Origin of the sequence: Streptomyces sp. AgN23 (assembly GCF_001598115.1) — a bacterium.
In the GTDB taxonomy this organism is placed as follows: Bacteria; Actinomycetota; Actinomycetes; order Streptomycetales; family Streptomycetaceae; genus Streptomyces; species Streptomyces antimycoticus.
On sequence record NZ_CP007153.1, the window covers coordinates 2,476,352 to 2,492,251 of the forward strand.

Sequence of the window (15,900 nt, forward strand, 5' to 3'; positions counted from 1 at the left end):
CATCACGTCAAAAGGGGCGGCCTCCGTGAACAAGCGCATTCTTGCTCTCCCCATTCTTCTCGCGGCCACGTCGGGCCTTGCGGCCTGCAGCGGCTCGGACGCGTCGTCTGGGGGCGGGTTCGCGACTGACGCCACCTTCACCGTCGCGGTCGACTCGGATCCTGGTGACCTGAACCCGCTGGTCACCAACCTCGTCAATGCACAGATCGTTGGTGCGTACTCCTACGACAGCCTCCTCTCGGTCGATCCCAAGACGGGCAAGCTATCGCCTTTCCTTGCACAGAGCTGGACCGAGAGTCCGACCAAGGTCACCTACACGCTTCGCAACAACATCACGTGCGCTGACGGCACTCCTTTCACCGCGCAAACGGCGGCGGACAACCTCAATTGGATCGTGGACCCAGCACACAAGTCGCCGCGTCTCGAATCGGTCGTGCCATCCGACGCCAAGGCAAGCGCCAAGGGGAATGTCCTCACCGTCACCACCTCAAAGCCGCGGCCGTTCATGCTGAACAACCTTGGGGCTCAGCAGATGGTGTGCGAACACGGCCTGAAGGACCCGAAGATCCTGAGGTCCGGCAGTGATGGAACGGGACCGTTCGCCATTGACCACGTGGTGGCCGGCGATTCGATCACCTTGATCAGGAGGGCCGGATACACGTGGGGGCCGGAGCGCAGCACCTCCGAGACGCCCGGGATGCCCAAGACCGTCAAGATCAAGATCGCGCCAAGTCCGTCGACCCGAGCGAACCTCCTGCTCTCCGGCGGACTCAACGCGGCCATGGTGAGCGGAAAGGATGAGGCGCGCCTGACTGCTCTCAAGTCACTCCCATCACCGGCCATGTCCGGGATGATCATCTACAACCACTACCAGGGGCTCTCGACAGCTGACGTCGACGTACGACGAGCGCTGACCCAGGCGATCGACCTCGGTACCCTCACAAAGATCGTCACTGGCGGCGCGGGTGAACGCGCGACCTCGCTCCTCTCCGAGCACCCAAGCTTGTGCACCTACGACTCTGTTTCCGGGAATCTGCCTGCCTATGACCCGGACGCAGCCAATCGCGCTCTGCACGCGGCGGGTGCGTCCCCGACGATCACACTGGTATACGACAACAGCACGGACACGGGGACCGCTGGGGCCGAATACGTCGCGAAGCAATGGGAGGCCGCTGGGGCCACGGTGAAGCTCGATGGTGGCGACGAGAACTACGTCATCAGCAAGACATTTGCAGCCAAAGACCCGTCGGGCTGGTCGGCAACGCTCGGACTCAACCTGCAAACCGGAACGCCGGCGATCTACCCGCAATACCTGTCGGGCCCGGCGGCACCCGCGGGGACCAACTTCGCGTCGATCGACAACAAGGATTACAACAGTCGTGTATCTGCAGCGGCTCGTCTGACTGGTGACGACGCGTGCAAGGGTTGGAAAAACGCGGAGAAGGCGCTGATGGCGAGTGCTGACCTTGTTCCCGTATCCGTTACGCCATACCCCATGTACTTCAATGGGGCCACCGCGCTCTATCCGCCGGTAGGCGGCGTTCTTCCTGGCTCTGCCATCCGTGTGCTGAAGTGAGCCTGTCGTGACTACTGATCCGATTCGCGCCCTGCCGACGGACGACTTCGCGTCTCAGGCAACACCATCGAGAGTCGGCCGAGCTGGGGGAAGGCAACTGGGCGCCTTCATCCTGCGACGGCTCGCACGGCTCGCCTATTCGGTGGTTGCCCTGGCGACGGTTGCCTTCTTGATGATCCGGTTGATCCCTGGAGATCCAGTCCGAAATGCGCTTGGAATCAATGCGACTGCGGCGGTCGTCGAGAGGCAACGTGAGAGCTTGGGCCTGAACGATCCCCTGTGGATGCAGTACTTGGACTTCTGGAAGGGTCTACTTACCTGGGACCTCGGAGATTCGTTCTCGCTGCACTTGCCAGTCACGACGGTTATCGAACAACGCTTGCCAGCAACTCTAGAACTCACGTTCTTGTCCTTGGCGGTCGTGCTGCTGGTTTCTGTGCCGCTCGGGATCCTGGCTGCCGCGTTCACCAGGGGTGGCCGACGGCAATTCATCGACGTGGCGTACACCACGATGAGCGGACTGCTCGCCGTCATCCCCGAATTTCTCATAGGCGTCGCACTCGTGTATCTCTTCGCGGTTCAGAGCCACGTATTTCCCGTTGCGGGACGCGCGGGACCGAGCTCGTACGTACTACCGGTATTGGCGTTGTCGATCGGGACCGCGGCTGCGGTCTCCAGAATCGTCCGAGTCGAGGCATTGACGGTATTCCAACAGGATTACATGCGTACCGCTCGTTCGAAGCGGATGCCACGGCGTCGCCTCTACTTTCGTCACGCGCTGCCGAACCTCATGACCTCCTCGCTGACGATCGCAGGCATCGTTCTCGCCTCCTTGGTGGCGGGCACGGTGCTGACCGAGACCATCTTTTCGTGGCCGGGTCTCGGGCTGACGATCGTGGACGCCGTGAGAAGCAAGGACTTCCCGCTCGCACAGGGAATCGTCATCGTGTACGGCCTGATCGTGCTCGTTGCCAACCTCATCATCGACATCGCCCTGGTCTGCCTAGACCCTCGCTCAGCACTCAAGGACACCTGAGAATGGCGACAACCTCTATGCCCCCCTCCACCAGTGACGTTGCCGGCTCGCCGGCCTCGCGGCACACCGTGTTCGTGGCTCTCCGATCGCCCCTCGGGATCGTTACGTCGCTGGCCCTCGTAGCGCTCGCGTTCTTCGCGATCTTCGGCCCTATGATCTGGGGCGGCACAGCCGCGGTTGCCGACCTGACCCAGCTCTCGGCCAAGCCCAGTGCGGAGCATCTGCTCGGAACCGACGCCGGCGGTCACGACGTTCTCGCACAGCTCCTGAGTGCGACCCAACTTTCGGTTGTGACAGCGATCCTCGCAACACTCATCGGAGTATCGGTCGGCGTCGCCCTGGGCCTCCTGCCGACCGTCGCCCCGCGTTGGATGGCCCGGACGGTTAACGGCGTCCTCGGGGTGACGCTGGCCTTCCCGGCACTGCTCCTCGCGATCGTGGTGTCGATCGTCCTGGGGGTCGGCGCGGTCAGCGTGACCGTGGCGATCGGCCTGGCGATGGCGCCGGCCTTTGCGCGCCTGACGCAGACACTGGGCTCTTCGGTCGCGGGACGTGACTTCGTCGCCGCGGCCCGGATTCTCGGGGTCGGACGATTCCGGATCCTGACGCGCCACGTGCTGCCGAACGTGCGTGACCCGCTCATCGTCAATGCGAGCATCAGTGCGGGCACGGCGCTGGTCGCCGCGACGGGTCTGTCGTTCCTCGGCCTCGGAGTGCAGGCGCCGCGTTACGACTGGGGGCGGATGCTCAACGAGAGCCTTGACGGCATCTATGTCAACGCAGCCCCCTCGCTCGGGCTGGCCGCCGCGATCGTCTTCGCGGGCGTCACGTTCGCCCTCCTGGGCGAAAACCTTTCACGGGCGTTCGGCCTGCACCCGCCCGCACGCCGGCTGCGGCGCCATCCTGCTTCATCGACCGACGCCGTCGTGCCGCTGCACGTCACCGATGACCCCGTCCTGCGGGTGCGAGACCTGCGGGTCAGCACGCCTCGTGGCACCACCTGGGCCACGCCAGTCCGCGGCGTGAGCTTCGACGTGGGTCGAGGAGAGATCGTCGGTGTCGTCGGAGAGTCGGGCTCCGGCAAGTCGCTGACGTGTATGGCCGTCGCGGCGCTGCTCGAGGCGCCCCTGAAGGTCGCGGCGTCGTCGGTGCATTTCGACGGAACCGAGCTCGCAGTCGACGGCCGGGTCTCGGACCGGACGTCCACCAGCCTGGCGCAGCACCTGGGCACGCGCATGGCGTTCGTGTTCCAGGACCCGTCGACGTCGCTCAACCCGGCCGTGCACGTCGGCACGCAGGTTGCTGAGGTCGGTCTGCTGCACGGGGGGCTCCGCCGCAAGGACGCGCACGACCGGGCGATCGACCGTCTCAACGCCGTGCGGATCCCCGACGCGGCGCGGCGCGCGCGCCGCTACCCGCATGAGTTCTCCGGCGGCATGCGGCAGCGCACGATGATGGCGATGGGCCTGATGAGCAAGCCCGCGCTGCTGATCGCCGACGAGCCCACGACCGCGCTGGACGTCACGGTGCAGCGCGAGGTCATGAGCCTGCTCTCCGAGATCAACGAGGTCAACGGCACGGCGTTGCTGTTGGTGTCGCACGACATCGCACTGGTCTCGTCGTTCTGCACGCGCGTCCTCGTGATGTACCGGGGCGCGATAGTCGAGGACCTCAGTGCCGAGGAACTCGCCGCAGGTTGCGCCCAGCACCCCTACACCCGCGCCCTCGTGGAGGCCGTCCCGCACCTCGAGGCCGAGCCCGGCACGGAGTTCGCGACGATCGCCGAGGACGTGGAGTTCCCGACCGAGCCCGTGAGGAGCCGATCGTGACCGACCTGGTCCTTGAGAACGTCCATGTCCGCTACGGCAGCGGGTCGTCTGCCCACGACGCCGTGCGCGACGTCAGCCTGACCGTCACAAGCGGCCGGACCGTCGGCCTGGTCGGCGAGTCCGGGTCCGGCAAGTCGACTCTGGCGCGGGCCGTCGTGGGTCTCCATGAGCCGTACGCGGGTCGCATCCTGGTCGGCGGCACCGACGTCGTGCGCGCCCGGGGCCGTGTCGCCGCCGCGCGGCGCGACGTGCAGATGATCTTCCAGGACGCGAGCTCCTCGCTCGACCCGCGCATGACGGTGGGTGCGTCCGTCGAGGAGGCTCTCGAGGTGCGCGGGTTCGCACAGCGAGATCAGCAAGGACGTGAGCGCACCGTACGAGGTCGCGCTAGGCGTCGCGCGGAGGTCGTCAGGTTGCTGGAAACCGTCGAGCTCGACCCGGCCCGCGCCAACGACCTGCCCTCGCAGCTCTCGGGCGGGCAGCGGCAACGCGTCGCGATCGCGCGGGCGCTCGCCGCGTCGCCCCGGGTCCTGCTGGCCGACGAGATCACCTCCGCCCTCGACGTCTCGGTGCAAGGCACCGTGCTCAACCTGCTCCGCAAGGTGCAACAGGAGCTCGACCTCACCGTGCTCTTCATCAGCCACAACCTCGCGGTCGTGCGCCAGCTCTGCGACGAGGTGGCCGTCATGAAGGACGGTCGGGTCGTCGAGACCGGCCCGACGACGCGAGTCATCGACGCCCCCGAGCACTCGTACACCCGTGAACTGATCCGCGCCGTGCCCCGGTTCGCTGGCTCGCTCGTCGACACCCCGTCCCTGTACCGAGGAGCCGCCTCATGACGCCGCGCGCCGCCCGCCTCGACGACCTCCACCGGGTCGTCACCGTGACCGAGACGGCGATCCGCCCCGACGGCTCAGCCGTCGTGCTGACCCGTCGCCAGGTCGTCGACGGCCGCACCGTGACCTCGCTGTGGGAGGTCGACGAGCACGGTGGCGAACGTCGCCTGACCAGTGGTCCCGACGACAGCGGCGCTGAGTTCGGCCCGGCCGGGCTGCTGTTCCTGCGGCGTGTCGACGGCGTGCCGCAGCTGCACCTGCTGCCGACAACCGGCGAGCCCGTGCAGCTCACGACGCTGCCGCTCGGTGCGGGGCGGCCGGTCGTCGACGCCTCCAGCCGTCGCGTCGCCTTCCTCGCCCCGGTGGAGCGCGGCGCGGGCGACCCGCAGGCGCCGATCGTGGTCGACACGCTTGACCAGAAGACCGACGGCGTGGGGTGGCTCGGCAGTGTGCGATACCAGGTCGTCGTGCTGGACCTCGCCGACGGCAGCACGCGTCAGGTCACCGACGGCGACGCCGACGCGGGGGAACCCGCCTGGTCCCCGGATGGCACCCTGCTCGCCTTCGCCGCGGGCACCTCGCCGCGCGCCGACGTCGAGCGGGAGCGTGCCGTGCACGTCATCGACGTCGACGACCTATTGGCGCCAGCCCGGCGCGTCGGTTCGGCGACGGGCGTCACTGGGCCACTCCTGTGGACGCCCGACGGCGGATCGGTCGTCGCGGTCGGCCATCGCACCATGGCGATCGGCCACACCCGTCTGCTGCGCCTGTACCTGGACGGCAGGCCGGACGAGGACCTGACCGCGGAGCTCGACCTCAACGTCATGCCAGGCGCCGTCGGCTACCCCGGGGGGCGTCCCACGCTGACGCACGATGGCGCGCAGATCCTGTTCTGCGCGCGCAACCGAGGGTGGACGCACCTCTACGGGGTCGACCTGGCCGGAGGCGCGCCTCGGCCGATCGTCGCCGAGGACCACCGAGTCGTCTCGGCGCTGTCCGTCGCAGCCGCGAGCGCGCGCGCCGCCGTCGTCGTCACGACCCAGGACTCATTCGCGGAGGTCGCCCTCGTGGACCTGGGGACGGGCGGGCATCGCGAGCTCACGATGCTGATGCGTGACGCCCTCCCGGACGTCGAACTGCTGCGCCCCGAGCCGCGATCCTTCACGATCAGCGACGGCACCGTCGTGCACGGCTGGCTCCTGTCGTCGCCCGGCACGTCGGGCGCGGCGCCCCTGCTGCTCGACGTCCACGGCGGTCCGCACAATGCGTGGAGCGGGGTCGCCGACGAAGTGCACCTCTACCACCAGGTCCTGGCGCACCGAGGCTGGCGCGTCCTGACGCTCAACCCCCGCGGCTCGGACGGCTATGGCGAGGACTTCCTGACGGCAGTCCACGGCGGATGGGCGCGGGTCGACCTGCCAGACTTCCTCGAGCCCGTCGACACGCTCGTCGCTGAAGGCCTCGCGGACCCGGACCGGCTGGCGGTCACGGGCTACAGCTACGGCGGGCTCTCCACGTGCGCGCTCACGGCGCACACCGACCGCTTCGCCGCGGCCGTCGCCGGGGGCCTCTTGTGCGACTTCGCAGCTCTCGCCGGTCAGCGGCTCGAGCCCGAGGGGTTCTTCTCGGCGGCCACCGCGGGTCTTGAGCCGACCGATGTCGGGCGCCTTGCCGAGCGCTCGCCGATCGCTCGCGTTGACCAGGTCACGACCCCGACCCTCGTGCTGCACGGCGAGCACGACGAGACGTGCCCGAGCACGCAGGCCCAGGAGTGGTTCTCGGCCCTACGGATCCAGGCCGTCCCGAGCCGGCTCGTCGTATACCCGGGCGGCGGGCACCTGTTTGTCGTCGCGGGATCGGTCGAGCACCGGCTCGACTACCAGCGGCGGCTGATCGAATGGGTTGAGCGGTACACGCGCCCAGCGGTGGACACGGTGCCGCGACCCGCGGCAACATCACCGGCTGCCCGCGACGCCGCCGCGTGGCAGCGTCGGCTCGACCTCCTGCGGGAGCGGTACGGCGTCGTGGGCGCCCAGCTCGGCATCGTACAGCTGACCGAGGACGGGAGCGTGCTTAACCGACTCGCCCTGTCGTCCGGCGTGCTCGACGTCTCGACAGGTGTCCCCGTGACGGACGAAAGCGTGTTCCAGATCGGGTCGATCAGCAAGGTCTGGACGACGATGCTCGTGCTCCAGCTCGTCGAAGAGGGTCTGCTCGACCTCGACGCCACGGTGCGCAGCGTCCTCCCTGACTTCCGGCTCGGCGACGACGCTCCCGACGTCACGATCCGCGAACTCCTGCACCACACCAGCGGCTTCGAGGGCGACCTGTTCACCGACACCGGTCGCGGCGACGATTGCGTCGAGGCGTACGTCGACCTGTTGGCCCGCACCGACCGGCTGCACCCACGCGGGGAGCGGTTCTCCTACTGCAACTCAGCCTTCGTCGTCGCGGGGCGCATCATTGAAGTACTGCGCAGCACGACGTGGGACGAGGTCGTGAGGACCCACCTGGTCGAACCGCTCGGACTGCGCCACACATTCACATTGACCGAAGACGCTCCGCGGTTCGCGACGGCGACCGGACACTCGGGGCTCGGCGCCGCCGCCGTGCCGGCGAGCACGTGGGTACTGCCGCGCTCGATGGGGCCGGCGGGACTGATCGCGGCAAGTATCGGGGACCTGCTGACCTTCGCCGAGACCGCGCTTCGCGAGGGTCTCGCCCCCAACGGCACCCGCGTCCTGTCGGCTGAGAGCGCCCGCCTCATGATCACCGAGCACGTCGACCTACGCACCAGCGTGGTGTCGACGTCCGGTTGGGGCCTCGGGTGGTTCCTGCAGGACTGGCAGGGCAGCCGTGTCTACGGGCACGACGGCGGCACGATCGGCCAGCGCTCGTATCTGCGAATCTTCCCGGGGACAAGCCTGGCTGTGGCGCTGCTGACGACCGGTGGCCACCCCGATGGCCTCTATCGCGAGCTCTTCGAGGACGCCGCCCGCACGCTCGACGGGGGCGCACTGCACGCGGTGCTGTCCGCGGACCGCTCGCGGTCGCCTGAGCCACTGAGCGGATCGTGGGAGTCGGCCGGGTTCGTGGCCGACATCGCCCCGCACGAGGACGGGCTGCGCCTCACCCTACGCGAACGCAAGGGCTACGCCGGCGGTACCTCGCCCGACGACGTCCAGGAGATCGAGCTGTACCCGTCGACCGTCCCAGGGGTCTACGCGTTCACGAACGACGAGATCGCCGGGTGGGAGCAGGTGCGGCCGGTTCCCGGCGGCCTCTACCTCGGCTACCGATTCTTGCGAGAGGTGCGGTCGTGACGAGCGAGACCCAAGGAGTGCCGATTGAGACGGGACTGATCGAGGTAGAGCGGGCAGGGGCGGAGCTGCGGATGCTGCACCTGCCCTCCGACATGGTCGCCGCGACCGAGCTCGTGGCTAGCGTCTGGCAGGTCGACGTCACGCAGTCGCACGTCAACCCCGAGCTGCTGACCGCGCTCGCGCACGCCGGCAACTACGTCGCGGGCGGGTTCCGTGGCGACGAGCTCATGGCCGTCTGCGTCGGATTCTTCCACCCACCACTCGAGCGGGCCCTCCACTCCCATCTCGCGGGGGTCCGTCCCGACGCGGTCGGCACCGGGTGGGGACATGCGCTCAAGAGCCACCAACGTGCTTGGTGCCTTGAGCGCGGCGTCACCCGCATTACGTGGACCTACGACCCGCTCGTCGCCCGCAACGCGTACTTCAACCTGCACAAGCTCGGCTGCACGGTCGACACCTACCTGCCCGACTTCTATGGCGTCATGGGCGACGGACTGAACAGTGGCCAGCGCAGCGATCGAGTGCTCGTGGTGCGGGACCTCGAGCGTCCGGCCGGGCCGCGCCGACCCATCGGCAACGACATCGAGCCGCCTGCCGCCGTCCTGTGGTCCGAGCACGGACGACCCGTCCTCGACCTCGACCGCGCCCGCACCCTGCGCACCTGTCGCGTCGACATCCCGAGCGATATCGAGCAGGTCCGGCGCACCGATCCCGACCTGGCGGTCGGCTGGCGACTCAGCCTGGGGCAGGCCCTCGGCGGGCTGCTCGCCGACGGCTGGGTCGTCACCGACTTCGACCGCCGTGGTCACTACACCCTGACGAGGAGCCTCTGAAATGCACATCGATCGCGTCGAGCTGATCACGGTCCGGATGCCGCTGGTCCATCCGTTCACGACGTCGTTCTCGACACAGACCGAGCGACGTCCGCTCCTCGTCCGGGTCACGGCGACGCGGGACGGCCGCACCGTGACGGGCTGGGGCGAGTGCGTCGCCCTGGCCGATCCGTCGTACTCGCCGGAGTATCTCGACGGCGCCCGCGAGATGCTGCGACGATTCCTGGTCCCGTCGCTGCTGGGCTGGCAAGCCGCGGGTCACACCGTCACACCGGAGGTCGTGGCGACCACGACGGCGCACGTGGTGGGTCACCGCATGGCCAAAGGGGCGCTCGAGATGGCGGTCCTCGACGCCGGCCTGCGCCTGGACGACCGGGCCTTCGCCGACCACCTCGGGGTCACGCGCGACGTCGTGCCGTCCGGCGTGAGCGTCGGGATCGAGTCGTCGATCCCCGATCTGCTCGCCCAGGTCGGCGGCTTCCTCGACGAGGGATACGCCCGCATCAAGCTCAAAATCCAGCCCGGGTGGGACATCGAGCCGGTCCGTGCCGTGCGCGAGAGGTTCGGGGACGTGCCGCTGCAGGTCGACGCGAACACGGCCTACCAGCTCTCGGACGCACCGCTCCTGCGCCGGCTGGACCCGTTCGACCTGCTCCTGATCGAGCAGCCCCTGGCCGAGGACGACCTACGTCAGCACGCCGTGCTGGCGCAGCAGATCGCGACCCCGATCTGCCTCGACGAGTCGATCGTTTCGGTCCAGGCCGCCGCCGACGCGATCACGTGGGGCGCCGCGAGCATCATCAACATCAAGCCCGGCCGGGTCGGAGGCTACCTCGCGGCACGCCGCATCCACGACCTCGCCCAGGCGCACGGGATCGCCGTCTGGTGCGGCGGCATGCTGGAGACCGGCATCGGGCGCGCCGCCAACATCGCCCTAGCCGGACTGCCCGGGTTCACGCTGCCCGGTGACATCTCGGGCTCGGGCCGGTTCTACGCCCAGGACGTGACCGAACCGATCGTCATGAAGGACGGCGTCGTCGCAGTGCCGGACGGGCCGGGCTTCGGCGTCGAGCCCCTCGCCGACGCGCTCGCAGAGCTGACGGTCGACGCAGTCGACGTCACGGCAAGGCGGGGCTGAGCATGCGTCCAGAGCCCCCCGTTCCCGAGGTCATAGTTGTCGGTGCCGGATCGGCCGGGTCGGCGCTCGCGGCGGGGCTCGTCCGGTCAGGTCGCCGCGTCCTGCTGCTGGAGGCCGGACGTGACTACCCGGCCTCCGAGCTGCCTGAGTCGTGGCGCTCGCCCAACCCCCTGGCCGCGATCCTGGATCCCGGGAGTGAGCCGCTGCTGTGGGAGGACCATCTCGCCTCGCGGACAGCGACACAGGAACCCTCGCTCTACTGGCGTGGCAAGGGACTGGGCGGCAGCTCGGTCATCAACGGGCAGATCGCGATCCGCCCGCCTCTGGAGGACTTCGACGACTGGGCGGCCGACGGCTGCACCGGCTGGTCGGCCGACGACGTGCTCCCGTTCCTCGCCGACCTCGAGTCAGACCAGGAGCACGGCGACGACCCGTTCCACGGCGCCGACGGCCCGATCCCGGTGCACCGGTACCCCGAGGAGGCATGGGGCTCGGTCGACCTCGCGCTGCGCGACGCGGCGCTCGCCGCGGGCCAGCCGTGGACGCCCGATGTCAACGCGCCGGGCGCGACCGGCGTCTCGCCGTATCCCGCCAACTCCGTCGAGGGCCGGCGGGTCTCCTGCCACGATGCCTACCTCGAGCCGCTCCGCGGCAATCCGCTGCTCACGATCCGGGGCGGGGCGCTCGTCGACCGCGTCGAGTTGGAGGCGGGACGCGCCGTCGGGGTCCGTCTCGCGGACGGCGAGGTGCTGCGCGCGGACCTCGTCGTCCTCAGCGCGGGCGCCACCGCGACGCCCTCGATCCTGATGCGCTCCGGCATCGGCCCTGCCCGGCATTTGGCTGAACAGCGCATCGCGGTGCACGCGGACCTGCCCGTCGGCGAGGGTATGCAGGACCATCCCATGGCGCTGATCGGCATCCCGCTCACGGTGGCGGCGACGGCGAAACCCTGGGACCGCCACACGAACTGCTGCGTCAGGTACTCCAGCCGGATGACTCCGGACACGAACGACATGATGTTGGTCGCCCTCAACCAGAACGCCCTCGCGATGGCCTCGGCCGAGCCGCGGGCGGGTGCCGGCGCGGTCGGGGTTTTCGTCAACCGCACGTACTCACGCGGCACTCTGCGCCTGCGGGGCGTGGACCCCCGCACTCAACCCCAGCTGTCGTTCAACATGCTCGACGTCGAGCTCGACGTCGACCGGCTGGCAGCGGGGATCCGGCAGCTCGCCGAGCTCGTCGAGCACCCAGCTTTCGGCGCTATCGCCGCGTCGGACGTATGGGCGGCGAACGCCCAGTTGTGGGCTGTGCTCGACGGCCCTGAGGAGAGACTGCGGGACTACCTGCGTGCGACCGCGGTCGACACCCAGCACGCGACCAGCACCTGTCGCATGGGCGATCCCACCGCTGCGACGACCGTCGTCGATCCTGAGGGGCGGGTGCTTGGCGTCGAAGGTCTGCGGGTCGCCGACGCGTCGGTCTTCCCATTCGTCCCCCGCGCCAACACTCATCTGGCGAGCGTCCTGGTCGGCGAGCTGCTGGCCGCGCGCCTGACGACCTGAACCTGCGAGACGAGGAGCTGACGTGAGGCGTCTACACCACCTGATCGACGGAGTCGCCGTCGCATCGACCGATTCCGAGACCCGCCTGATCGTCGACCCGTCGACCGAGGAGGTCGTCGCCCGCATCCCGGTCGGCTCCGCCGAGGACGTCGACGCCGCAGTGCGCTCCTCGGTGACGGCCCAGCACGGTTGGCCGCTCTCGACCTGACCGAGCGCCTTGCGCTCCTCGCGCGGGTCGCCGACACCGTGGAGGAACACGTCACGGAGCTCGCCCGCCTCGAGAACCTCGAGATGGGTAAGCCGGTCCCGCTCGCGGAGCAGTTCATCGCCGGCGGCGTCGCAGGCTGGCGCCAGGGACTCGAGCGCGCCGGGACCTACCCCTTCGCCGCCGACGTCACGGTGCCAGGCGAATCGGGGCGAACCGTCGTCGAGCGGCGCCCCCTGGGGGTGGTGGGGCATCATCCCATGGAACTTCACGATCACCTCGATCCTCGGGAGCCTGCTCCCTCTTCTGGCGGCCGGTAACACTGTCGTACTCAAGCCATCGGAGAAGTCGCCACTGTCGGCGGCCCGGTTCGTCGAGCTGCTCGACCTGCCGCCCGGCGTCGTCAACCTCGTGCACGGCGATGCCCGAGCTGGCCGGCCGCTCGCGGCCCACGAGAACGTCGCGCTGCCGCATTTCACAGGCTCGGTCGAGGCGGGCCGCTCCGTGGGGGTCGCGGCCGCGCAACGTCTGCAGCGATCGGTGCTTGAGCTCGGTGGCAACGACCCCGTGATCGTCGACGCAGACGTCGACGTCGCGGCAACCGCCCAGGCGGTGGCGTTCTCCTCGTTCGTCAACAGCGGGCAGATATGCACGTCGTCAGAGCGCATCTACGTGCACCGGGCTGTCGCTCAGGAGTTCATCGCCGCGCTGGTCGATGCGGCAGGGGCGTACGCCCTCAACGCCGACCGTGACGGGACGGGCCTCGGCCCGCTCGTCGACGAGACGCAGCGCTCCCTCGTGCACGCGCACGTCGCCGAGGCCGTGAGCTCGGCGCGACGGTGCTGTGCGGCGGCGTGGTCCCGGACGGTCCCGGGTTCGGCTACCCCGCCACAGTCCTGACCGGCGTGACGGCCGACATGCGCCTGATGCGTGAGGAGACGTTCGGGCCCGTCGCACCCGTCGTCGTGGTCGACTCCTTCGACGAGGCCATCGAGCTCGCGAACGGCACGGGCTTCGGGCTTGCCGCGACGGTCTACACCCACGACCCCGTGCACCAGCAGCGCGCTGGGGACATTCGGGCGGCGCTCGTGTGGATCAATGCGTGGCAGCAGGGCGGCGTCAACGCAACCTACGAACCGTGGGGGCTCAGCGGCGTCGGGGCCGCCGGCGCGGACGCCTCGTTCGACGCCGCGCCCCGGCCCGTCTCGGTGCTGCTGGCCGCGACCGACTGACCTACGTTCTCAGGCAGTGCCGGGCGCGAGGTGCCGACGCACGAGCGCCGCGAGCGTGTCGGCCGGATTCACCTCATCGGTCGACTTGTCCACGTTGGCGAGGACGACGATGGTCCTTCCCGTGCCCGGCTCGTGTCCCGCGAAGGCCTGGAAGCCCGGTAGCTCACCGTTGTGGCCCCAGATGCCGCCGAAGTTGGCAATGCCCAGGCCGTAGGACCAGTCCGTACCAGGCACGGGGACGCCGGCCAGGCGTGCCCGCTGGGTCTCCTCCGCGAGAAGGTCCCCTCGCACGAGCGCCTCGACCAGCACCACAAGGTCGTCGGCTGTAGAGATGGCGTTGCCGGCCGTCCACGCCCACGACGGGTTGACGTCGGTCGTGTCGACGAGCTCGGCACCGACACGGTGGTAGCCGCGCACCGTGGCGTCGGGAAGCGAGGTCCCGGCGGCGGAGCGCGGGGGCAGTGAGGTGTCGTGCAGACCCAGCGGGTCGAGCACGAGTTTCCGCGCGAGGTCCTCGACGAGATCGCCGGTCACGTGCTCGGCCAGCATCCCGAGCAGGATGTAGCCGGCATTGCAGTAGTCCCAGGAGCTGCCCGGCGCGAAGCGGTGTGGTTCGCGGAACGCGAGGTCCAGCAGCTCCTGAGGGCCCCACACCCGGTCCGGCGTCGTGTGCGAGATCTCCATGAACTCCTCGGTCGTGTACTCCGGCAGCCCAGCGGTCATGTCGAGCAGGCGACGTACCGTGACCCCACTCGGCACGCGCACGTGCGGCAGGTGGGCCAGGATGTCGTCGTCGAGGCCGAGCTCGCCCCTCTCGGTCAGGCGCAGGACCACGGTGGCAACGATCGTCTTGGTCACACTGCCCACGCGCAGTACGGCGTCGACTGCAAGCGGCTCGTCGGTCGCGATGTCACGGACCCCGAGGGCGACCGACCACGGCTCGGCGTCCGGCGACCGGACCGCAACGACAGCGCCGGGAACGCCGAGACGCTGCCGCTCGGCGTCAACTGCGGCGAACACCGCTGCGACGGTGGGGGACAGCTCCCGGGGCAGAGTCGTCATGCGGACCTTCCTTGTTCGTGGGTTGGACGGGCCGTCGTAAGGTCCAGAGGCCCAGAGACGCCGGGTATGGCTTTCATGCGGTTGCCCTCGATGGTTCCGGTCACCTGGCCGCCCGGTGTCTCACGACGACTCGGCCGCTGATGAGGAGTTGCGAACGCCTTCGGGTGGATCGCTGAGTAGGACCACGCCGGCGAGGTCGTCCGGGGAGACGGAGCGTCATCGAACGGCCGGAGGAACTGGTGGCCCAGATCTGGGCGGGTACGGGCATAGGCAAGACCCATCACCACTGCGTGGTGCTGACCGCGCAGGGTGAACGGCTGCTGTCGCGGCGTGTGCTGAACGACGAGCCGGAGCTGCTGGCCCTGCTCGCCGATGTGCTGGCCCTCGGCCAGGACGTGGCCTGGGCGGTCGACGTCGCTGACGGCATGGCCGCGCTGTGGATCAACGTGCTGCTCAATCATGGCCAGCACCTCGTCTACATACCCGGCCTGGCCGTCAACCGGGCCTCGGCCGGCTACCGGGGCATGGGCAGGACCGACGCCAAAGACGCCACCGTCATCGCCGACCAGGCCCGAATGCGCCGGGACCTGACGGTCCTGCTGCCGGACGACGAGCACGCCATCGAGCTGCGGGTCCTCACCAGCCGCCGGACCGGCCTGAACGCCGACCGCACCCGCCGGGTCAACCGCCTGCGCGGCCAACTCTTTCGCGACCACGGGCTCGCCGACGTGATCGCCAGCATGCCCGGCATCGGCCCGCTCCTGGGCGCCGAATTCCTCGCGGCCACCGCTGGCGACATGAGCCGCTACGGCACCGCCGACCGCCTCGCCAGCCTCGCTGGAGTCTCTCCGCTCCCGCGGGACTCGGGCAACGTCAGCGGCAACCTGCACCGACCTCGGCGCTATCACCGCGGCCTGCAACGCGTCTTCTACACCTCCGCACCCATCAGCATCCGCGGCTGCGACGATTCGCGCCGCTTCTACGAACGCAAACGCTCCGAAGGCAAACGGCACACCCAGGCTGTGCTTGCTCTGGCCCGTCGACGCGTGAACGTCCTGTGGGCTCTCATCCGTGACGGACAGTGTTACCAAAGCAACCTCCGCGTCACTTCCGCAGCTTGACAACATCATTAGGAGGTGATTGTCCAGCAGTGGGTTGCGCGCCGCATGGTGCGAACGACCGACAGGAGATGGGGGTTCTCGGTCGGTAGCCCGATCTCCCAGGGCCGTCCTCCTCCCTACCCTCGGTCGTGCCCCGCTCACTCACCA

General features: G+C 69.1%; 10 protein-coding genes and 2 pseudogenes. 11 read left to right on the forward strand and 1 reads right to left on the reverse strand.

Translation table 11 applies throughout. The annotated features are described in order from the left end of the window. Nucleotides 1–25 precede the first annotated feature (25 nt). The 10 genes and pseudogenes from AS97_RS10770 (at nucleotide 26) to AS97_RS47215 (ending at nucleotide 13,570) form a co-directional block, all read left to right on the forward strand. Complete coding sequence (locus AS97_RS10770; protein WP_210564796.1) at nucleotides 26–1,576, forward strand: ABC transporter substrate-binding protein; 1,551 nt, start codon at nucleotides 26–28, stop codon at nucleotides 1,574–1,576. 7 nt (nucleotides 1,577–1,583) lie between these two features. After that, a complete protein-coding gene (locus AS97_RS10775) occupies nucleotides 1,584–2,612 on the forward strand; it encodes an ABC transporter permease (RefSeq protein ID WP_247204320.1) in 1,029 nt (342 codons plus the stop codon). A 2-nt stretch (nucleotides 2,613–2,614) separates the two neighbouring features. Next, nucleotides 2,615–4,441 (forward strand): dipeptide/oligopeptide/nickel ABC transporter permease/ATP-binding protein, encoded by a 1,827-nt coding sequence (locus AS97_RS10780; RefSeq protein WP_210564797.1) that lies wholly within the window; start codon nucleotides 2,615–2,617, stop codon nucleotides 4,439–4,441. Continuing rightward, nucleotides 4,438–5,280, forward strand: coding sequence for an ABC transporter ATP-binding protein (locus AS97_RS10785; RefSeq protein ID WP_210564798.1), 843 nt, complete (start codon nucleotides 4,438–4,440; stop codon nucleotides 5,278–5,280). Before AS97_RS10780 ends, AS97_RS10785 begins: the two co-directional genes overlap by 4 nt. Next, complete coding sequence (locus AS97_RS10790; protein ID WP_210564799.1) at nucleotides 5,277–8,600, forward strand: serine hydrolase; 3,324 nt, start codon at nucleotides 5,277–5,279, stop codon at nucleotides 8,598–8,600. The genes AS97_RS10785 and AS97_RS10790 overlap by 4 nt, the downstream gene beginning before the upstream one ends. After that, nucleotides 8,597–9,433: a hypothetical protein gene (locus AS97_RS10795; protein WP_125758384.1), complete on the forward strand. Its 837-nt coding sequence runs from the start codon at nucleotides 8,597–8,599 to the stop codon at nucleotides 9,431–9,433. Before AS97_RS10790 ends, AS97_RS10795 begins: the two co-directional genes overlap by 4 nt. A gap of 1 nt (nucleotide 9,434) precedes the next feature. Continuing rightward, the gene (menC, locus tag AS97_RS10800) at nucleotides 9,435–10,571 is read left to right on the forward strand and encodes an o-succinylbenzoate synthase (RefSeq protein ID WP_059148167.1); all 1,137 of its coding nucleotides are present in this window, start codon (nucleotides 9,435–9,437) and stop codon (nucleotides 10,569–10,571) included. Nucleotides 10,572–10,573: 2 nt separating this feature from the next. Beyond that, nucleotides 10,574–12,133 (forward strand): GMC family oxidoreductase, encoded by a 1,560-nt coding sequence (locus AS97_RS10805; RefSeq protein WP_210564800.1) that lies wholly within the window; start codon nucleotides 10,574–10,576, stop codon nucleotides 12,131–12,133. Between the two features lie 22 nt (nucleotides 12,134–12,155). After that, nucleotides 12,156–12,658 (forward strand): annotated as a pseudogene (locus tag AS97_RS48545) (aldehyde dehydrogenase family protein). Then, nucleotides 12,633–13,570, forward strand: a pseudogene (locus AS97_RS47215) (aldehyde dehydrogenase family protein). Before AS97_RS48545 ends, AS97_RS47215 begins: the two co-directional pseudogenes overlap by 26 nt. A 9-nt stretch (nucleotides 13,571–13,579) precedes the next feature. Here the strand turns inward: AS97_RS47215 and AS97_RS10830 are convergent. After that, on the reverse strand, nucleotides 13,580–14,632 hold the full coding sequence (locus tag AS97_RS10830) for a serine hydrolase domain-containing protein (RefSeq protein ID WP_059148169.1): 1,053 nt from the start codon (nucleotides 14,630–14,632) through the stop codon (nucleotides 13,580–13,582). Nucleotides 14,633–14,871: 239 nt separating this feature from the next. Here AS97_RS10830 and AS97_RS10835 point away from each other — a divergent pair, with 239 nt between their 5' ends. Further along, nucleotides 14,872–15,753, forward strand: coding sequence for an IS110 family transposase (locus tag AS97_RS10835; protein ID WP_247204321.1), 882 nt, complete (start codon nucleotides 14,872–14,874; stop codon nucleotides 15,751–15,753). The last annotated feature ends 147 nt before the right edge of the window (nucleotides 15,754–15,900 follow it).